15 protein-coding genes, 1 pseudogene and 1 riboswitch are annotated in these 17,875 nt (G+C 59.7%); of the genes and pseudogenes, 8 read left to right on the forward strand and 8 right to left on the reverse strand.

The window, feature by feature from the left end; genetic code table 11:
* Positions 1-8: 8 nt before the first annotated feature.
* The 5 genes from SERRSCBI_RS11900 to SERRSCBI_RS11915 form a co-directional block, all read right to left on the reverse strand.
* Positions 9-188: a hypothetical protein gene (locus SERRSCBI_RS11900; protein ID WP_004938106.1), complete on the reverse strand. Its 180-nt coding sequence runs from the start codon at positions 186-188 to the stop codon at positions 9-11.
* Positions 189-295: 107 nt separating this feature from the next.
* Positions 296-388 carry a protein MgtS gene (gene mgtS / locus SERRSCBI_RS24740; RefSeq protein WP_004938109.1) on the reverse strand — a complete coding sequence of 31 codons (93 nt, stop codon included), beginning with the start codon at positions 386-388 and terminating at the stop codon, positions 296-298.
* Positions 389-519: 131 nt separating this feature from the next.
* Positions 520-1,542, reverse strand: a complete 1,023-nt coding sequence (locus SERRSCBI_RS11905) for a magnesium transporter (RefSeq protein ID WP_033643160.1) — start codon at positions 1,540-1,542, stop codon at positions 520-522.
* A 75-nt stretch (positions 1,543-1,617) separates the two neighbouring features.
* Positions 1,618-1,791: riboswitch (M-box (ykoK) riboswitch) on the reverse strand.
* A gap of 143 nt (positions 1,792-1,934) precedes the next feature.
* Positions 1,935-3,554 carry an ABC transporter substrate-binding protein gene (locus SERRSCBI_RS11910; RefSeq protein ID WP_042784584.1) on the reverse strand — a complete coding sequence of 540 codons (1,620 nt, stop codon included), beginning with the start codon at positions 3,552-3,554 and terminating at the stop codon, positions 1,935-1,937.
* 174 nt (positions 3,555-3,728) lie between these two features.
* Positions 3,729-3,998 carry a hypothetical protein gene (locus tag SERRSCBI_RS11915; protein ID WP_042784585.1) on the reverse strand — a complete coding sequence of 90 codons (270 nt, stop codon included), beginning with the start codon at positions 3,996-3,998 and terminating at the stop codon, positions 3,729-3,731.
* 957 nt (positions 3,999-4,955) lie between these two features.
* Here SERRSCBI_RS11915 and SERRSCBI_RS25105 point away from each other — a divergent pair.
* From SERRSCBI_RS25105 to SERRSCBI_RS11940, 5 genes and pseudogenes are all read left to right on the forward strand, one after another.
* Positions 4,956-5,282: a hypothetical protein gene (locus SERRSCBI_RS25105; RefSeq protein WP_232230702.1), complete on the forward strand. Its 327-nt coding sequence runs from the start codon at positions 4,956-4,958 to the stop codon at positions 5,280-5,282.
* A 274-nt stretch (positions 5,283-5,556) separates the two neighbouring features.
* On the forward strand, positions 5,557-6,573 hold the full coding sequence (locus SERRSCBI_RS11925; RefSeq protein WP_042784586.1) for an iron ABC transporter substrate-binding protein: 1,017 nt from the start codon (positions 5,557-5,559) through the stop codon (positions 6,571-6,573).
* Positions 6,574-6,606: 33 nt separating this feature from the next.
* Positions 6,607-8,190, forward strand: a complete 1,584-nt coding sequence (locus tag SERRSCBI_RS11930; protein WP_033643166.1) for an iron ABC transporter permease — start codon at positions 6,607-6,609, stop codon at positions 8,188-8,190.
* A pseudogene (locus SERRSCBI_RS11935) lies at positions 8,187-9,160 on the forward strand (ABC transporter ATP-binding protein). Before SERRSCBI_RS11930 ends, SERRSCBI_RS11935 begins: the two are co-directional and overlap by 4 nt.
* A gap of 219 nt (positions 9,161-9,379) precedes the next feature.
* A complete protein-coding gene (locus tag SERRSCBI_RS11940) occupies positions 9,380-9,925 on the forward strand; it encodes a cysteine hydrolase family protein (RefSeq protein ID WP_042784589.1) in 546 nt (181 codons plus the stop codon).
* 45 nt (positions 9,926-9,970) lie between these two features.
* Here SERRSCBI_RS11940 and SERRSCBI_RS11945 read toward each other — a convergent pair whose 3' ends face one another.
* Complete coding sequence (locus tag SERRSCBI_RS11945) at positions 9,971-11,467, reverse strand: alpha/beta hydrolase (RefSeq protein WP_042784591.1); 1,497 nt, start codon at positions 11,465-11,467, stop codon at positions 9,971-9,973.
* A 221-nt stretch (positions 11,468-11,688) separates the two neighbouring features.
* Between SERRSCBI_RS11945 and SERRSCBI_RS11950 the strand changes: the two genes are divergently transcribed.
* Together SERRSCBI_RS11950 and fusA are read left to right on the forward strand one after the other, a co-directional pair.
* Entirely contained in the window at positions 11,689-11,937 is a 249-nt protein-coding gene (locus SERRSCBI_RS11950; protein ID WP_004938127.1) for a DUF883 family protein, read from the forward strand.
* A gap of 248 nt (positions 11,938-12,185) precedes the next feature.
* Positions 12,186-14,291, forward strand: a complete 2,106-nt coding sequence (gene fusA, locus SERRSCBI_RS11955; RefSeq protein WP_042784593.1) for an elongation factor G — start codon at positions 12,186-12,188, stop codon at positions 14,289-14,291.
* Positions 14,292-14,318: 27 nt separating this feature from the next.
* On the opposite strand, the gene SERRSCBI_RS11960 is transcribed toward fusA, so the two are convergent.
* Together SERRSCBI_RS11960 and SERRSCBI_RS11965 are read right to left on the reverse strand one after the other, a co-directional pair.
* Positions 14,319-15,287, reverse strand: coding sequence for a DMT family transporter (locus SERRSCBI_RS11960; RefSeq protein ID WP_042784594.1), 969 nt, complete (start codon positions 15,285-15,287; stop codon positions 14,319-14,321).
* Positions 15,288-15,385: 98 nt separating this feature from the next.
* Complete coding sequence (locus SERRSCBI_RS11965; RefSeq protein WP_042784595.1) at positions 15,386-16,213, reverse strand: AraC family transcriptional regulator; 828 nt, start codon at positions 16,211-16,213, stop codon at positions 15,386-15,388.
* 196 nt (positions 16,214-16,409) lie between these two features.
* On the opposite strand from SERRSCBI_RS11965, the gene SERRSCBI_RS11970 reads away from it, so the two are divergent.
* Positions 16,410-17,843: an NAD-dependent succinate-semialdehyde dehydrogenase gene (locus SERRSCBI_RS11970; RefSeq protein WP_042784596.1), complete on the forward strand. Its 1,434-nt coding sequence runs from the start codon at positions 16,410-16,412 to the stop codon at positions 17,841-17,843.
* The last annotated feature ends 32 nt before the right edge of the window (positions 17,844-17,875 follow it).

The raw sequence follows: 17,875 nt of genomic DNA on the forward strand, positions 1-17,875 counted from the left end.
ACGGTGATTTATTTTTTTACTTTAGAGGATAATTGCCAGACAAAGGCGATCAGCAGCATACTGCCAGAGAAAGTCAGCATGAGGCTAGTAAGAAAATTGGATTTTCCGGTGGAATAAAAATAAATCTCATTCACCCCCACCGAAATCATTAAAATGGCGTAGAGCAATCCCAGAATAAGAATCGTCATTATTATCAACTCCCGTATCAGGCCGCGCGTTCAGCGCGCCGCTAAATCCTCCCCATAATAAATAGCGGTTACGGGGAGGATGCATCTAGGCGGATCTTTAGCGTTCATCAATCATCCCATTTGGTGCTCATATAGGCCGCCAACAGGCCCAGTGAGCTGATCATTGCCAGGAATCCCATAAAAATAGTCATGTTTCCCATTGTTTTGTCCTCAGGTTAAATGTTATCGATAAAATCCCCTTGCGTTAAATATCGGGGTTGGTCGGTGTCCATGGTTTTTTAACGTCCTCCTCTTTTTTCAACATTCCCGCGCTTTCAAGCGCGGGCCCCGTTTAAATTCCCAGGACGTGCTGGGCAATTTTGAAATAGATAATCAGGCCGGTGCCGTCGATAAAGGTGGCGATAAACGGCGCCGACACCACCGCCGGATCGATACCGAGCCGTTTCAGCAGCATCGGGATGATCGACGAAACAATGGCGCTCCATACGGTGATCGCCACCAGCGACAGGCTGACCACCAGCGTCACCTCCATGCCGACGCCCATGATCCAGGCGCGCACCCAGGCCGCCAGACCAATGGTGACGGCGATCAGCAGCGAGGTCGTGACCTCTTTGCGGATCACCGCGCCCAGATTGCGCAGGCTGACCTCGCCCAGCGCCATGGCGCGCACCAGCGTCGAGGTGATCTGGGTGCCGCTGTTGCCGCCGGTGCCGATCAGCAGCGGGATGAAGAACGCCAGCGCAATCGCCGCTTCGAGCTGATCTTCAAACGCTTTCAGCACGTTGCCGGTGTAAGCTTCGGCCACGAACAGCATCAGCAGCCACACCGAGCGTTTGCGCCACAGCGCCCACGGGCTGGTCTCCAGATAAGGCTTGTCCAGCGGCAGGCTCGCGCCCTGACGCTGCGCGTCTTCGGTGTTTTCATCTTCGACCAGCCGAGCGATCTCGCGCTCGCCCAGCACGCCGACCAGCGTGTTGTTCGCCACGACCGGCACCACGTCCAAACCGCCTTTGCCCAGCAAATGCGCCACGTCGTTGCGATCGTCATCGGGTGAAACCTGGAAATAGCTGTAATCCATCATTACGCCGACCGCTTTATCCTGTTCTTCGCACTGCAGCAGTTTTTTCACCGACAGCGTGCCGCGCAAATGATAATCGTCTGCGGTAATAAAGACCCGGGTAGGAATTTCGTCCGTTTTTAGCTGTGAAAGTAAATATTCCCGGGCATGCGTGACCGTCATCGTCGCGGGAACGGTAATAAAATCGGCGTTCATATAACCGGCGACCGAAGTTTCATCGAGAGTTTCAGTCGCGCGCAGCGCCGGAGAAGAAGAGTATTGATGTGACTTGATCATTTTGTCAGTCCCTATTTCTGTTGTGAACTTCAACAGCGAATCGCATAGGGGCGTAACCACAGAGGGAGTGCAGACTGCCTATCTCCGCGTCCAGGTTTTAGCACTATACAACGTATCCGAATTGTTGCTCGGAAGTTACTTTGGGCTGAACCTTAATCCGATAAAGCCTGTCTTAACCTTGGGCATCTCTCGATGTCGTCAGATCAGTAACCTGTGTTTGTATAGGAGCCTCGCCAAACGAGATACTGCATATAAACTACCGGCGCAGTATAGGCGTTGTTTTATCCGGCGGGAAGAAAAGATTGCCCGTCGTTTATGGAGTATTTAGGATATTTTTATTAAACGCGAATCTATAAAAACGGCTGATATAAATCAGCCGTTTTTTTTATTTATCAGTGCGCGAGAATGTAGACGTTTTTATCGTATAGGGCGCCCTGTCGGGTGAAGTCGATCCCCTTGACGTAGGGTTTGATGAGCGTGGCGTTGGCTTCGTAGTACACCGGCGCGACCGGCGTATCGACGGCCAGCACCGCCTCGGCCTGCTGGAAATACTGCTGCACCTGCTGCGGTGTCGGCGCCGCCGTCGCCTGATGCAGAATGCGATCGTATTCCGGGTTGCGGTATTTGGGGCTGTTCTCGCTGCTGTCGGCGCGGAACACATTCAGGAAGGTAGAAGGATCGTCGTAATCCGCCAGCCAGCGGGTAAAGGCTACGCTGTACTGGCCGCGGTTGATATTATCCAGCGTCACTTTACGCTCCTGGCTTTGCATGCCGGCCTCCACTCCGAGGTTCTTTTTCCACATGGCGGCGGCGGCGATGACGATCTTCTTGATAGTGGCGTCATTGCTGTACAACACGGTAAAGCGCAGCGGATGCTCGGCGTTGAAACCGGCCTCCGCCAACAACTTTTTCGCCTGGGCGTGACGTTGTTCCGGCGTCAAACCGGCCGCTGCGCCGGCCTGCAGGCGATAGCCGCCCGCCCCCGTTGGGGTAAAGGTCCAGGCCGGCTGCTGGCCGTATCCCAGCACCTTGCCGGCGATGATCTCTTTGTCCAGCGCCAGGTTCAGCGCCTGGCGCACCCGCACGTCGTTAAACGGCGTCTGGCGGTTGTTGAAGGCGAAATAGCTGGTGGAGAGCAGCGGATAGGTCACCAGCTGTTGATCCCCGAGCGTTTTTTTCAGCTGCTGATACAGTTCCGGCGGCGTGGTATAGCCCAACTCCACCTCGCCGGCGCGGAAACGCGCCACCTCCGGGAACCCCTGAATCGGCAGGAAGGTCACCTTGTTGAGCACGGTGTTGGCGTTATCCCAATACTGCGGATTGCGTTCCACCACCACTTTTTCGTTCACCACCCACTCGCTGAGACGAAACGCGCCGTTGCCGACAAAATGCGCCGGTTGAGTCCAGTTTTTGCCGTATTGCTCAACCACCTTGCGGTTGACCGGCAGAACCGGAAAATGCACCAGTTGTTTGAGCAGGTAGGCGTTGGGCTCAGACAGCGTCACCTGCAAGGTGTGCGCGTCCAGCGCTTTAACGCCCAGCTCGCTCGGCGGTTTGCTGCCGGCGTTGATCGCCGCCGCATTCAGCACATAGGCCGAGGCCAGATAGCTGCCGTAAGGCGACGCGGTTTTCGGATCGGTGAGGCGCCTCCAGCTGTAAACGAAATCGTCGGCGGTCACCGGATCGCCGTTCGACCATTTGGCCTGCGGCCGCAGATGGAAAGTCCAGACGTTGCCCTGGTGCTCCCATTTCTGCGCCAGCGCCGGGATCACTTCGCCCTCTTTTCCGACTCGCAGCAGACCTTCGAACAGATCGTTGAAGATGTAGAACTCCACATTGCTCTCGGCCAGGTTCGGATCCAGCGTCGCCGGTTCATACCCGTTGGCGCGCACCAATTCCTGTACCGGCGCCAGTTTAGCGCCCGCCGGCACCTCCGCCGCCTGAGCGATCGTTGAGTTTAAAGCCAGGATGATTAAACCAGCAAGTTTCTTGCCATTGAATGAATATTTCACGTCGATATACCTGATTAGTGTTTTATCGCGTTCAATATGCAATGTGGTAGTGGAATAAATTAAATCATTAATCGCTATGAGTCATAACCAAAAGCGGTGTTGAATTTCTTTCATTATCAAAGGAATATCCCTCACCGCGCTTCCCGCTTTCAACACAATGCGCGTTGCCGTCCCCTACTTGATGTTCACGGTCGTGATACCAAACAGCGGCAGGCCTTTAACCGGTTCCGGGCCGGGCTCTCCCCATACCATTAATGATTTACCGCTCGCCTGCGCCTGGATCGCCAGATTCACCAGCAATTTCGGATAGGGTTCATTAGCCGCTACCGATAACGGAAATACGTTTTCGTATAGTCCTCCAGCGATCGCCATCTCCACATGCACGCAATCATTAGCTACATCGATAACCACGATCGGATTGGTATAAAACGGTCCATTAGACATAGATACCTCTCTCACTATTTTTTGGTGAATATAACTCTTAATTCGCGTTGGCACTCCGTGTTATTAATGACTGTGCGAAACGCTGAAGAACGACATGAAAAGACTGAAGAAAAAACTCGCCAGTCGATAACAAGCCGTCAATATTGCAACAGGTTAATAACCATTACAGATTCGACAAAGAACTGATATAAGTCAAATGCAAACCCGCGCTTACACGTTACCTCAATGAATATATTGAGAATATTCACAAAAAAGACAATATTAAATCAACTCTTTATAAATCAATGAATTAAAGTTGACGCCCGATTAATTTATATTAATTAATCGGTTGCAAAAAAGGTTAAAATGAAAATAATAGACATAAGAAACAAGTAGCGCCTTAATGTAAAAATAACAGTAAAAATCTCACTTGATATCTCCAAGCCCCCTAACTACCTTTAAATGGCTTCGCGACACACGCGGAGATGCCGTCGGTTATAAAACCAATAACAGGCGAATGATTGAATAAAAAATAATTATCGAAAGAGCAAGCAGGATATATAAACACGTGCCGTGAGGATAGGATGTAACGGTCTGGTTGCCATACCGTTTTCCTGCCGAAGGCAATAACTATTTCCATTCAGATGCAATTACCTGTCTGCTGGCTAACCGGATTCAGCGTGATATGCATTTCAGACTGACTCAGCAAAAATCATAGGAGTTTACATATGCCTTCACTGCAAGATATTACGCCTGAACAGGCTAACGCATTGAATAAACAATCACGTGACGCTTATAACGCGGAAGTGCAGAGCCGTCAGGCGCTGCTCAACCAACATCCGCAACTGAAACCAGCGTTCAACCAGCAAGTGCATCCGCAATCCTTGTGCGGATGCGGGTGCCAACAAAAATATCTGCGGCTACTTCAGCTTCCAGGGCTGTGGCTGCGGATGTGGCTGCGCGCCACATGCGGAGACCGTGCAAATTTCCGCGCAGCTTGCCAATATTGGTCCCAATGCCCCATCAAGCGGTACATCGGTGCGTTTTGTCGGCCAGGCCACCGGCACTGGCTCAGACGGTAACATCAACATCCCGACGATCTATTTGCAAGGCACCGTGCCCGATGCCGAAAATCTGATCGGCGTTCCGTTAACCCTGCAATTGGCCATCAACCCCGGTTCGATCGTCCTGACGCTGCTGGAGAATGGCCGGGTGCTGGCCTCTTTGGTTCATCCGCCGCAGTGGGCGGGCAGCATCAACGGGCAGTTCTTTGGCGTTGGCAACGGTGAGTTTGTGCTGGCGTGACAAGAAGCAAGCCTGACGGGCGGCTGCCTGCGATGGCAGGTGGCCGCTCACTGTGAGGTAACGCGCCCCAATTCTATTCAGACAATCAGTACAGATTATTCCAGCCGAAACTTAACGTATCCTTAGGGCAATTCATTTTGTGAGCGATCGTCAAAAATAATTTAATACGAATCGTTTTCACTATCATTATGGATGTTCTTGGCTAAAATCGGGCTGCTTGCGCTTGCCAGGCGATATTCGTTTTCCTCATTCGAACGCTAAAAAGGATAACTGCATGAAGCTGCGTATTTCATCCCTCGGCCCCGTGGCCCTGCTCGCCTCCTCGATGATGCTGGCCTTCGGCGCTCAGGCGGCCCCCGCCGACCAGGGCATCGTTATTTACAACGCCCAGCACGAAAATCTGGTGAAATCCTGGGTCGACGGTTTTACCAAAGACACCGGCATCAAAGTCACGCTGCGCAACGGCGGCGACAGCGAGCTGGGCAATCAGCTGGTGCAGGAAGGCAGCGCCTCGCCTGCCGACGTGTTCCTGACGGAAAACTCCCCGGCGATGGTGTTGGTGGATAACGCCAAGCTGTTCGCCCCGCTCGACGCCGCCACGCTGGCCCAGGTAGAACCGCAATATCGCCCAAGCCACGGCCGCTGGATCGGCATCGCCGCCCGCTCTACCGTATTCGTCTATAACCCGGCCAAGCTGACCGACGCGCAGTTGCCGAAGTCGCTGCTGGATTTGGCCAAGCCGGAATGGAAAGGCCGCTGGGCCGCTTCGCCATCGGGCGCCGATTTCCAGGCGATCGTCAGCGCGCTGCTGGCGCTGAAAGGCGAGCAAGCAACGCTGGACTGGCTGAAAGCGATGAAAGCCAACTTTACCGCCTATAAAGGCAACAGCACGGTGATGAAAGCGGTCAATGCCGGCCAGATCGACAGCGGCGTGATCTATCATTACTACCCGTTCGTCGACGGCGCTAAAACCGGCGAGAACAGCAAAAACATCAAGCTGTACTACTTCAAACATCAGGATCCGGGCGCATTCGTCAGCATCTCCGGCGGCGGCGTGCTGGCTTCCAGCAAGCATCAGCAGCAGGCGCAGGCGTTCATCAAGTGGATCACCGGCAAACAGGGCCAGGAGATCCTGCGCACCAACAATGCCTTCGAATACGCCGTCGGCGTCGGTGCGGCCTCCAACCCGAAACTGGTGCCACTGAAAGATCTGGACGCGCCGAAGGTAGACGCCGCGCAGTTGAACAATAAGAAAGTTGTCGAACTGATGACCGAGGCCGGCCTGCTGTAAGGCCCGCCGGCAAACCGAGAGTTTTTGATCGTTATGTCAAACCTGAGTACCCACGCCGCGCAGACCGCGCGGCGTTATTCCACTATCCCTCGTCACCCGCGGCCGGGGCCGATCGTGGTGGCCTGCGCCGTGTTGCTGTCGTTGCTGGCGCTGCTGCCGCTGGGATTCGTTATCGGCGTGGCGTTTGAAACCGGTTGGCAAACGGTCAAAGCTCTGGTTTTCCGCCCGCGCGTAGCGGAACTGCTGTTGAATACCCTGCTGTTGGTGGTGCTGACGCTGCCGATCTGCGCCGTGCTGGGGGTGGCCCTGGCCTGGTTGACCGAACGCACCACGCTGCCGGGCCGCCGTCTCTGGGCGGTATTGGCGACCGCGCCGCTGGCGGTGCCGGCCTTTGTGCAAAGCTATGCCTGGATCAGTCTGGTGCCGTCGATGCACGGCCTGGGCGCCGGCGTTTTCATCTCGGTGCTCGCCTATTTTCCGTTTATCTACCTGCCGGCCGCCGCGGTCTTGCGCCGTCTGGATCCCGGTATCGAAGACGTCGCCACCTCGCTCGGCTCCCGGCCGCCGGCGGTGTTTTTCCGCGTGGTGTTGCCGCAGTTGAAGCTGGCGGTCTGGGGCGGTTCGCTGCTGATCGCGCTGCACCTGCTGGCGGAGTACGGCCTGTACGCCATGATCCGTTTCGATACCTTCACCACCGCCATCTTCGATCAGTTCCAGTCGACCTTCAACGGCCCGGCGGCCAACATGCTGGCCGGCGTATTGGTGCTGTGCTGCCTGGGGCTGCTGTTGCTTGAGGCGATAAGCCGCGGCCGCGCGCGCTATGCCCGCGTCGGTTCCGGCAGCGCCCGCAGCCAAACGCCGCGTCGCCTCTCAGCGCCGCTCGCCGCGCTGGCGCTGCTGCTGCCTATCGCGCTGACCGCGCTGGCGCTGGGCGTGCCTTTCATCACCCTGGTCCGCTGGCTATGGCTGGGCGGCCTCGACGTATGGCGCAACGCCGATCTGTGGCCCGCGCTGTGGCAAACGCTGTCGCTGTCCGCCTCTGGCGCGCTGCTGATTACGCTGTGCGCCATTCCGATGGCCTGGCTGTCGGTGCGCTATCCGGCCCGCCTGTACCGGGTGCTGGAAGGCTGCAACTACGTGACCAGTTCGCTGCCCGGCATCGTGGTGGCGCTGGCGCTGGTGACCATCACCATTCACAGCTTCCGGCCGATTTACCAAACCGAGATCACCCTGCTGCTGGCGTATCTGCTGATGTTTATGCCGCGAGCGTTGATCAACCTGCGCGCCGGCATCGCGCAGGCGCCGGTGGAATTGGAAAACGTGGCGCGCAGCCTGGGCAAGTCGCCGGCGCAGGCGCTGTGGAGCACCACGTTGCGGCTGGCGGCACCGGGCGCCGCCGCAGGCGCCGCGCTGGTGTTCCTGGCGATCGCCAATGAATTGACCGCCACGCTGCTGCTGGCGCCGAACGGCACCCGTACGCTGGCCACCGGTTTCTGGGCGCTGACCAGCGAGATAGACTATGTCGCCGCCGCGCCTTATGCGCTGATTATGGTGGCGCTGTCGCTGCCGCTCACCTGGCTTCTTTACTCTCAATCTAAACGTACGGCGGGACTATGAGCACGCTCGAACTGCACGGTATCGGAAAATCTTACAATGCCATCAGGGTGCTGGAACACATCGACTGCTGCGCATCATCGCCGGTTTTGAAATCCCCGACGGCGGACAAATTCTGCTGCAGGGGCAAGCGATGGGCAACGGCGGCGGCTGGGTGCCGGCGCACCTGCGCGGCATCGGCTTCGTCCCGCAGGATGGCGCACTGTTCCCGCACTTTACCGTCGCCGGCAACATCGGTTTTGGCCTCAAAGGCAGCAAGCGCGAGAAACAGCGTCGCATCGAGGCGCTGATGGAGATGGTGGCGCTGGATCGTCGCCTGGCCGCCCTGTGGCCGCACGAGCTGTCCGGCGGACAGCAACAGCGGGTCGCATTGGCGCGCGCCTTGTCGCAGCAACCGCGGCTGATGTTGCTGGATGAGCCGTTCTCGGCGCTGGATACCGGCCTGCGCGCCGCCACCCGCAAAGCGGTGGCCGAACTGCTGACGGAGGCCAAAGTCGCGTCGATCCTGGTCACCCACGACCAGAGCGAGGCGCTGTCGTTCGCCGATCAGGTGGCGGTCATGCGCAACGGGCGGCTGGCGCAGGTGGGCGCGCCGCAGGATCTTTATCTGCGCCCGGTCGATGAACCGACCGCCAGTTTCCTTGGCGAAACGCTGGTGCTGACCGCCGAGCTGGCGCACGGCTGGGCCGACTGCGCATTGGGGCGCATCGCCGTCGACGATCGCCAACGCAGCGGCTCGGCGCGCATCATGCTGCGTCCGGAGCAGATTCAAATCGGTTTGTCCGATCCGGCGCAGCGCGGCCAGGCGGTGATCACCGGCATCGATTTCGCCGGCTTCGTCTCCACCCTCAATCTGCAAATGGCCGCCGACGGCGCGCAGCTCGAGATCAAAACCGTCAGCCGCGAAGGCCTGCGGCCCGGGGCGCAGGTCAGTCTCAACGTGATGGGGCAAGCGCATATTTTCACCGGCTGAAAGTGTGGGGAGCGACCCTTGACGTTCCCCTCACCACCGCGCATTATCAATGGCATGAATCGCATCGTGCACGCCCTCACCACCACCACCGCAACCGCCACGCAATGGCGGGCTGCACGGGTGCGCAACAGCTAACGACGTATCCCCAAGCCCCGCCAGCCATGGCCGGGGTTTTTTATTTCTCCGTGCCCGCCGGCAATTTCATTACGGAGAAGACCTATGCCAACTATCCCCGCACCGCGCAGCGCCCTGCTGGTTATCGACATGCAAGTCGGCCTGTTCGCCTCGCCGGACGATCCGCCGTTCGCCGCCGAAACCCTTCTGGCGAAGACCCATGCGTTGATACGCGCCGCACGCGTGGCGAATGCGCTCGTGGTGTTTATTCGCCACACAGGCCCGGCAGGTTCACCTATCGCCGTAAACAGTCCACTGTGGCAAGTTCACCCCGATCTCGACACCGATGCGCAAGCCGACTGGTTCATCGATAAAACCTATCCCAGCTGTTTTTACCGGACTGGCCTGGCGAAGCGGCTTAAGCAAGCCGGCATCGGTCGGTTGGTGATTTCGGGAATGAAAACGCAATACTGCGTAGACACCGCGTGTCGGCGCGGCGCGGAGTTGGGATTTGACCTGGTGTTGGCCGCCGATGCCCATAGCTGTTCGGACACGGCGGCGCTGGGCGCCGACGCCATTATTCGTCACCATAACCAGACCCTGTCGGGGCCGTTCGTGACGCTGGCGCTGGCGGAAGAGGTGAAATTCTAAAACACGCGCGATTTGGCTGTCAGGCCGGGCCAACGCCCGGCCTCCTCAGCGGCAAACCTTGTCGCGGCGCGGCTTTTTCGGCGCCAGCAGATACTCCACCACGCTTTCGTCGACGCAGCTGTCGATGCCGTTCAGCGCCAACGTATGTCCGTCGCGTTCGCGGGTGATGAGCGGGCTTTTAAAGGCCGAGGCCATCACCTGGGCATTGCGGTACGGCGTGGTTGGATCGTAGCGCTGGGCGACGAACAGCAGCGGCGGCAGCGCGGCGGAGGCCACCGGCATGTGCGGCCGATCTTTGCCGCGGTACGGCCACAGGTCGCACATTTCCAGCGGATACTCGTGCAGCGGCAGATAGTGGGCATATAAAGCGGCGGTATTGATCTCCTGCCGCTGCCTGCGCAACAGCTGCGGATCGGCCGTTGGGTTGGCGACGTCGGCGCAGGTGATGACGTTCAGGGCATCATCGGCATCCGGAGAATAGCTTTCGTCGATCAGATCGGAAACCTGTTGCCCGGCGATGCCGGCATCGAGCTGGCGCAGTACGGTGGCCAGTTCATGCCAGCGCTCCGGCCACAACAGCAGCGAACGCGTCACCGTCAGCACATCGTCGGCGGAGATCTCATAGCCCGCCGCAGTGACGAACGGCTGCTCATGCAGCTTGCGCAGCAAAGCGTGATAACGCTGAAGCGCCTGATTGGCGCCGCCGCCAAGCTGGCAGCTGTCGGTTTTTCCGCAATAGGCGGCGAAACGCAGGAAACTTTGCTGGAAGCCTCGCTCCTGATTCATGCGCTGGGTGAAATCGTCCTCGGCCAGATCCACCACCCCGTCCAGCACCAGCGCGCGCGTTTTCTTCGGAAAACGTTCGGCATACAGCGCCGCCACCTTGGTGCCGTAAGAGTACGCCACCGCCGTCAGCCCCGGTTCGCCCAGCGCGTGGCGGATCGCGTTCAGATCGTTGACCGCCTCGTCGGTGCCGATGTGTTGCAGCACGTCCGCGCCGGTCTGTTTGATGCAGGCGGCGATCAGGATGCGCGTCTGGTTCTCCGCGCCGGCCACGTCGTTGTCGTCCGGTTCAGGGAGTTCGTCACCTTCGGCCACCTGGCAGGAAATTTTTGGCGTCGATTGACCGACGCCGCGCGGATCGTAACCGATGATGTCGTAAGATTTACGCAGTTTGGCGACGTGGGCGTCGTTGCCGAGATAAGGATTGATCCCCGGCAGGCCCGGGCCGCCGCTGATCATCACGACGCTGCCCTTTTTCGGCCCGGTGGCGGGCAGCAGGGTCAGCGCCAGACGCACGGTCGGTTCCCCCGCCTGTGCGGAATGGGCGGGAGGCGTGGCGTAAGCCAACGGCACGTCGAGGTAGCCGCAGCGCAGCCCCGTCGGCGGCGCTTCATCGAACCAGCGCTGAAAGCCGCTGTTGAGACAAGATTGCCAACGAATGCCGTTCTCGGGCGCCGCGCCGTGCGCCGCAGGTTTGGCCTGGGCGGGCAAAGCGGCGGCGGCCGCGGCGAACAGCGCCAGAATACGCAGTACTGACATGGGGAGTCCTTTCAACTCAACGAATCGGTCAAAGGGTAACGATACTCGGTTAAACCGCTAGCCAATAGAACATAAAAAAACGCGCGGGTGAAGCCGAGGCTGTGCGTATGGAAAGACTTTTCTTTGCTCGGATTGATCTTATAACGCACAGAATGCTGCAAAAAACGCCGTTCACCTGCTAGGCTTAGAGTTCGTTAACCCACAAGGAACAGGAGAGCAGCATGTTTGGTAAAGCGGAAGACAAAGCTAATGAAGCCGCAGGCGCGGTAGAAGAAGCGTTCGGTAAAGCCGTCGATTCGCCGGAGCATCAGGTGCGCGGCGCGGCGCGCAAGTATGCCTCCCAGGCCAGCTATGCCGCCCGTGACGCAGCGGACAGCGTAAGAACGCAGGTGGAAGCCAACCCGCTGGCCGGCGTAGCCGTAGCGGCGGCGGTCGGCATCGTTTTCGGCTTCCTGCTGGGACGCAAATAAGCGGCGAATGCGCCCTACGACAACAGGCCCGTTATGGGCCTTTTTTTCGCCCTTTCCTCCACCAGCGCCGTTGTGCGTGCAAACTTTCATCTATCACAACCATCGCTTAAAAAAACCAACGCCTTCAACTACGATTAGTTTGTGACCAGAGCAAGGCTCTGCGATCCGGCGGATAACCCTATGAGGATTATCATCATTATCCATGCTGTTTAAGCCGCTCTCCTTCACGCGGCTAAGAAAGGTTGATTATGGCTCGCACCACCCCTATCGAACGTTACCGCAATATCGGCATCTCCGCGCATATCGATGCCGGCAAGACCACCACCACCGAGCGGATTCTGTTTTACACCGGGGTCAGCCACAAGCTGGGCGAAGTGCATGACGGCGCGGCGACCATGGACTGGATGGCGCAGGAACAAGAGCGCGGCATCACCATCACCTCGGCGGCCACTACCTGCTTCTGGAACGGCATGCAGCATAATTATCCGCAGCACCGCATCAATATCATCGACACCCCCGGGCACGTCGATTTCACCATTGAAGTGGAGCGCTCGATGCGCGTGCTGGACGGCGCCGTCATGGTCTATGACTCGGTGGGCGGCGTCCAGCCGCAGTCGGAAACCGTCTGGCGCCAGGCCAACAAATACAAAGTGCCGCGGCTGGCGTTCGTCAACAAGATGGACCGCATCGGCGCGGACTTTTTCCGCGTGCGCAAAATGATGATCGAGCGTCTGAAAGCCAACCCGGTGCCGATCGTTATTCCTATCGGCGCCGAAGACCGCTTCAGCGGCGTGGTGGACCTGGTGCGGATGAAAGCCATTCTGTGGGACGAAGCCTCGCAGGGCATGAACTTCAGCTTCGAAGAGATCCCGGCCGAGCTGCGCGCATCGGCGCAGGAGTGGCGTGAAAACATGATTGAAGCGGCCGCCGAAGCGTCGGAAGAACTGATGGAGAAATACCTCAATCAGGTGCCGCTGAGCGAAGAGGAGATCGTTCACGGGCTGCGGGTGCGCACCGTCGCCGGCGAAATCCAGCCGATGCTGTGCGGATCGGCGTTCCGCAACAAAGGCGTGCAGCGCATGCTGGACGCGGTGATCGAGCTGATGCCCTCGCCGCTCGACGTGCCGCCGATGGAGGGCCACGGCGAACACGATGAAATCATCACTCGCAAAGCCGACGACAATGAAAAATTCTCGGCGCTGGCGTTTAAGCTGATGACCGACCCGTTCGTCGGCCAGCTGACCTTCGTGCGCGTCTACTCCGGGGTGCTGGCCAAAGGCAGCAGTGTTTACAACCCAATCAAGGCCAAAAAGGAGCGTATCGGCCGCATCGTGCAGATGCACGCCAACGATCGTAAGGACATCGACGAACTGCACGCCGGCGACATTGCCGCCTGCGTCGGCCTGAAGGACGTCACCACCGGCGATACGCTGTGCGATCCCGGCGCCATCATTACGCTGGAGCGCATGACCTTCCCCGAGCCGGTGATCGCCCAAGCGATCGAGCCGAAGACCAAGGGCGATCAGGAGAAAATGGGCATCGCGTTGCAGCGGCTCTCTTCAGAAGATCCGTCGTTCCGCGTGCGCACCGATGAAGAATCCGGCCAAACCATTATCTACGGCATGGGCGAGCTGCACCTGGAGATTATCGTCGATCGCATGCGCCGCGAGTTCGGGGTGGAGACCACCACCGGCAAACCGCAGGTGTCTTACCGCGAAACCATCCGCAAACGGGTGGCCGACGTGGAAGGCAAGTTCGTGCGCCAATCCGGTGGTAAAGGGCAATACGGCCACGTGGTGCTGACCGTCGAGCCGAACGAACCCGGCAAAGGCTTCGAGTTCTTCGATGAGATCAAGGGCGGTGTCATTCCCGGTGAGTTTATCCCGGCGGTGAAAAAAGGCGTGCTCGAGGCGCTGAATAACGGCGTGCTGGCCGGTTATCAGGTGGTGGACGTCAAGGTGCACCTGACCTTCGGTTCTTACCATGACGTCGACTCGTCGGAACAGGCGTTCCGCATGGCGGCGATCTTCGGCTTCAAGGACGCCTGCCGCCTGGCGGATCCGGTGATCCTCGAGCCGATCATGTCGGTGGAAGTGGAAACGCCGGAGGATTACGCCGGCAACGTGATGGGCGATCTCTCCTCACGCCGTGGTCTGGTGCAGGGCATGGAAGAGATCCCGGGCGGCGGCGGCAAGGAAATTCGCGCCAAGGTGCCGCTGTCCGAGATGTTCGGCTACTCGACCACCCTGCGTTCGATGTCGCAGGGCCGCGCCACCTACACCATGGAATTCAGCCACTACGCCGAAGCGCCGCGCAACGTGGCCGAAGAGATCATTCACCACAGCAAGCGTTAACCCTTACGCCCGCCGCCACGGCGGGCGTCACCTCGGTTTGTCCTCCAGCGCCACCACCACCGGCTGCGGCTTGATGCGCATGGCGTACACCACGCCGGCAATCAGACAGACGATGCCCGCCAGCGTCAGCAGCGGCGGCCAGGCCTGGCGCAACAGAAAGGTATACGCCAGCCCCGCCAGAATTTCGAACACGATGAGCGGCCCCACCAACACCGTCGGCAGCCGCTGGCTGGCTTCGTTCCAGCACAGCGCCCCCAGCCAGGAACAGAACACGCCGATGATCAGCATCAGTGGGATAAACACCTCAGGGCGCGGGCCGAACGGCAAGGCGAACGCCGGTTCGCTCAGCGCCAGCTGACCGCAGACAGCGAGATAACCCAGCAGCGCCAGCGGCAGCGTCACCAGCCCTTGGGCCGTGGCCCAAGTGGCCGGACGCTGCGTCGGATTCTCTCGCAGCCAGCGTGAATTGCGCAGCGGGAACCAGGTCCAGCACGCCACCGCCAACACGGCCAGCCCAAGACCACTGAGATAGCGCCAGCCGTCGATCGGCACCGCATTGCCGCGCAGCTCGGCGACGTTCACGCACGCCAATCCACAGACGATCAGCAGCAGCGCCGGCGCCAGTTTGCCCCAGGCCAGGCGCCCGTCGTGCCGGCCGTAAAACAGATTGGCGCAAATGGCGATCACCACCGGCAAGGTGCCGATGATCATGGTCGATACCGGCGCACCGGTGCGCTGAATGGCGCTGGCCAGGCACAGGTAGTACGACAGATTGCCGATGGCCGTCAGCTTGAGCGCTTCCCGCCAATCCTGGCGCCGCAGCTTGCGTAGGCGGCGTCGATCGAACCACGCCAGCGGCAGGGTAATCAGCCCAAAGGCCAGATAGCGCCCGGTGGACTGCAGCGCGGCGGGATAGTCCGGCACCAGCAACGGACCGACGAAAATCAATCCCCACATCAGCCCGGCGGCCAGGGCAAACACAACGCCAATGAACATAACGACTCCGACAAACGGCCGGTGCGGCCAACCCGCCCGACAAGACAGCGGCAGAGTAACGAAAACGCAGGGAGGAATTATTGTAGCAGGTTGCTGTTTTAGCCCAATTTCACCTGTTTCTGGAAACGCACTGGCGTGACGCCGTAACGGTTGGCGAAGGCGCGCGTCAGGTGCGCCTGATCGGTCAGCCCCGCCGCCGCCGCCACATGTGCGGCGGGCATGCCGCGCTCCAGCATACGTTTGGCCTGCGACAGCCGGATCGCCATCAGCATCTGCTGCGGCGAGACGTGATATTCGGCCTTGAACTTGCGCAGGAAATGGTACGGGCTGAGCGACACCAGCTCGGCCAGTTGGTTGAGCGTTATGGCCTCGGCGAAGTTATCGTGCAGGTAGCTTTTCACCACCTCGAAACGGTGCGCCGCCTCGGCTTTCTCCCGGCGCCCTGTGCGGATGTGCGGTTGCAGCAACGCCACCGCTTCCAACAGCAGGCCGTCGAGCGTAAGCGGATCGTCGGTTTGCCACAGCGCGGCGAGAATGGCGGACAAGCGCTGCGCCGCTCGCGGATCGTGGCGCACCGCATCGGAGAACCACTGGCTCCTATCGCCGGACAGCTGCTCCAGCGCCTCGGGCGCCAGATAGAGCATGCGGTAACACCAACCGCCCGGCGTTTCGGCTTCGCCGGTATGCAGCTCGTCAGGATTCATCAGCACCAGCGCGCCCGGCGCCGCCAGGTGCTGCGCCCCGCGATAGCGAAAACGCTCGGCCCCGGTGTCCACGGTGCCGATGGCGAAGGCGTCGTGGGTATGCGGCTCGAAGGCATAGCGTTCGATATGCGCCTGATAGAGTTCGACGCCGGGCAGATGCGACAAATGCCGGAACTGCGCGCAGTCCTTCTCGAACGGAAACTGTTGTGGAACCCCTTGCACCCGATCTCCTCATCCGTGCTGACAATCTGCTCAGCATAGCCAAAACATCGCCGGTTGAGTAGCCGCCCTGGTCCTTTCGTGCCCCTCGCCTGGACGATCGGCGCCATTCGGCGTAGGGTTAAGGTCCCTGTCCCTTTCAGACGGGCCGCATCGCGAAGCTCATCGGCCCCTGACACTCCGTAAACAAGAGGCAACAATGTATCCGGATACTCAACTGTATATCGATGGACAATGGCGCAGCGCGCTGGCCGGAAAAACCCTGCCGGTCTCCAACCCCGCTACCGACGAGATCATCGGTCAAGTGGCGCACGCCGCCGCAGAGGATCTCGATCTGGCGCTGGCCGCCACCGAACGCGGGTTTAACGTTTGGCGAAACACCGCCGCACACCAACGCGCCAACCTGATGCGCAAAGCCGCTGCGCTGCTGCGCGAACGCGCCGACGCCATCGCCGCCATCATGACGCAGGAACAGGGTAAGCCGGTGGCACAGGCCAAAATCGAAATTCTCAACGCCGCCGACGTGATCGACTGGTTCGCCGGCGAAGCCACCCGCACCTACGGGCAGATTATTCCGTCCCGCGCTCGCGACGTGCAGCAGCAAACCCTGAAACTGCCGGTCGGCCCGGTGGCCGCCTTCACGCCGTGGAACTTCCCGATCAACCAGATCGTGCGCAAGCTGTCCGCCGCGCTGGCGGCGGGTTGTTCAATCATCGTCAAAGGCCCGGAAGAAACGCCGGCCTCACCGGCTGAGCTGATCAAAGCCTTCGCCGACGCCGGCATTCCGGCCGGGGTGATCGCGCTGGTGTACGGCACCCCGGCGGAAATCTCGGAATACCTGATCCCGCATCCGACCATTCGCAAGATCTCCTTCACCGGCTCCACCCGCGTGGGCAAGCATCTGGCTGCGCTGGCCGGCCAGCATATGAAAAAGGCCACCATGGAGCTGGGCGGCCACGCGCCGGTGCTGATCTTCGACGACGCCGATCTCGACGCGGCGGCCAAAGAGCTGGCGCAATCCAAGTTCCGCAACGCCGGCCAGGTCTGTATCGCCCCGACCCGCTTCCTGATCCAGCAAGGCGTTTATGAAGCCTTCGTGGAGAAATTCACCGCCGCAGTGCGTGAACTCAAGCTCGGCAACGGGCTGGAAGACGGCGTGACGATGGGGCCGATGGTGCTGGGCCGCAGCGTCGACAATATCGAGGCGCTGGTGCAAGACGCTATCGCTCACGGGGCGAAGGCCAGCACCGGCGGCAAACGCGTGGCGGGCAAAGGCAACTTCTTCGAGCCGACGGTGCTGCGTGACGTGCCGCTGAGCGCGCGCGCCATGTCGGAAGAGCCGTTTGGCCCGGTCGCCCTGCTGCGCCCGTTCGCCACCTACGACGAGGCGATCGCCGAAGCCAATCGCCTGCCGTACGGGCTGGCCGCCTACGCTTACAGCCGCAACATCGCCACCGTCAATGCGCTGGGGCGCGACGTGGAGAGCGGCATGCTGAGCATCAACCACATCGGTTTCGGCCTGCCGGAAACGCCGTTTGGCGGCGTGAAGGACTCCGGCCACGGCACCGAAGGCGGCAGCGAAGCGATCGAATCCTACCTGGAAACGCGCTTTGTCACCGTCGCCGGTCGTTAATCGCACGTCGGATGAATAGCCAGAAGCCCCGC

Origin of the sequence: Serratia sp. SCBI, assembly GCF_000747565.1 — a bacterium.
GTDB classification, from domain to species: domain Bacteria; phylum Pseudomonadota; class Gammaproteobacteria; order Enterobacterales; family Enterobacteriaceae; genus Serratia; species Serratia ureilytica.

What these genes read in the sequence shown, in the direction of transcription:
- SERRSCBI_RS11930 (WP_033643166.1), top strand. Translation starts at nt 6,607, where the DNA reads ATGTCAAACCTGAGTACCCACGCCGCGCAGACCGCGCGGCGTTATTCC.
- SERRSCBI_RS11925 (WP_042784586.1), top strand. Translation starts at nt 5,557, where the DNA reads ATGAAGCTGCGTATTTCATCCCTCGGCCCCGTGGCCCTGCTCGCCTCC.
- SERRSCBI_RS11960 (WP_042784594.1), bottom strand. Translation starts at nt 15,287, where the DNA reads ATGTTCATTGGCGTTGTGTTTGCCCTGGCCGCCGGGCTGATGTGGGGA.
- SERRSCBI_RS11905 (WP_033643160.1), bottom strand. Translation starts at nt 1,542, where the DNA reads ATGATCAAGTCACATCAATACTCTTCTTCTCCGGCGCTGCGCGCGACT.
- SERRSCBI_RS11945 (WP_042784591.1), bottom strand. Translation starts at nt 11,467, where the DNA reads ATGTCAGTACTGCGTATTCTGGCGCTGTTCGCCGCGGCCGCCGCCGCT.
- mgtS (WP_004938109.1), bottom strand. Translation starts at nt 388, where the DNA reads ATGGGAAACATGACTATTTTTATGGGATTCCTGGCAATGATCAGCTCA.
- SERRSCBI_RS11915 (WP_042784585.1), bottom strand. Translation starts at nt 3,998, where the DNA reads ATGTCTAATGGACCGTTTTATACCAATCCGATCGTGGTTATCGATGTA.
- SERRSCBI_RS11940 (WP_042784589.1), top strand. Translation starts at nt 9,380, where the DNA reads ATGCCAACTATCCCCGCACCGCGCAGCGCCCTGCTGGTTATCGACATG.
- SERRSCBI_RS11970 (WP_042784596.1), top strand. Translation starts at nt 16,410, where the DNA reads ATGTATCCGGATACTCAACTGTATATCGATGGACAATGGCGCAGCGCG.
- SERRSCBI_RS11900 (WP_004938106.1), bottom strand. Translation starts at nt 188, where the DNA reads ATGACGATTCTTATTCTGGGATTGCTCTACGCCATTTTAATGATTTCG.
- SERRSCBI_RS11950 (WP_004938127.1), top strand. Translation starts at nt 11,689, where the DNA reads ATGTTTGGTAAAGCGGAAGACAAAGCTAATGAAGCCGCAGGCGCGGTA.
- fusA (WP_042784593.1), top strand. Translation starts at nt 12,186, where the DNA reads ATGGCTCGCACCACCCCTATCGAACGTTACCGCAATATCGGCATCTCC.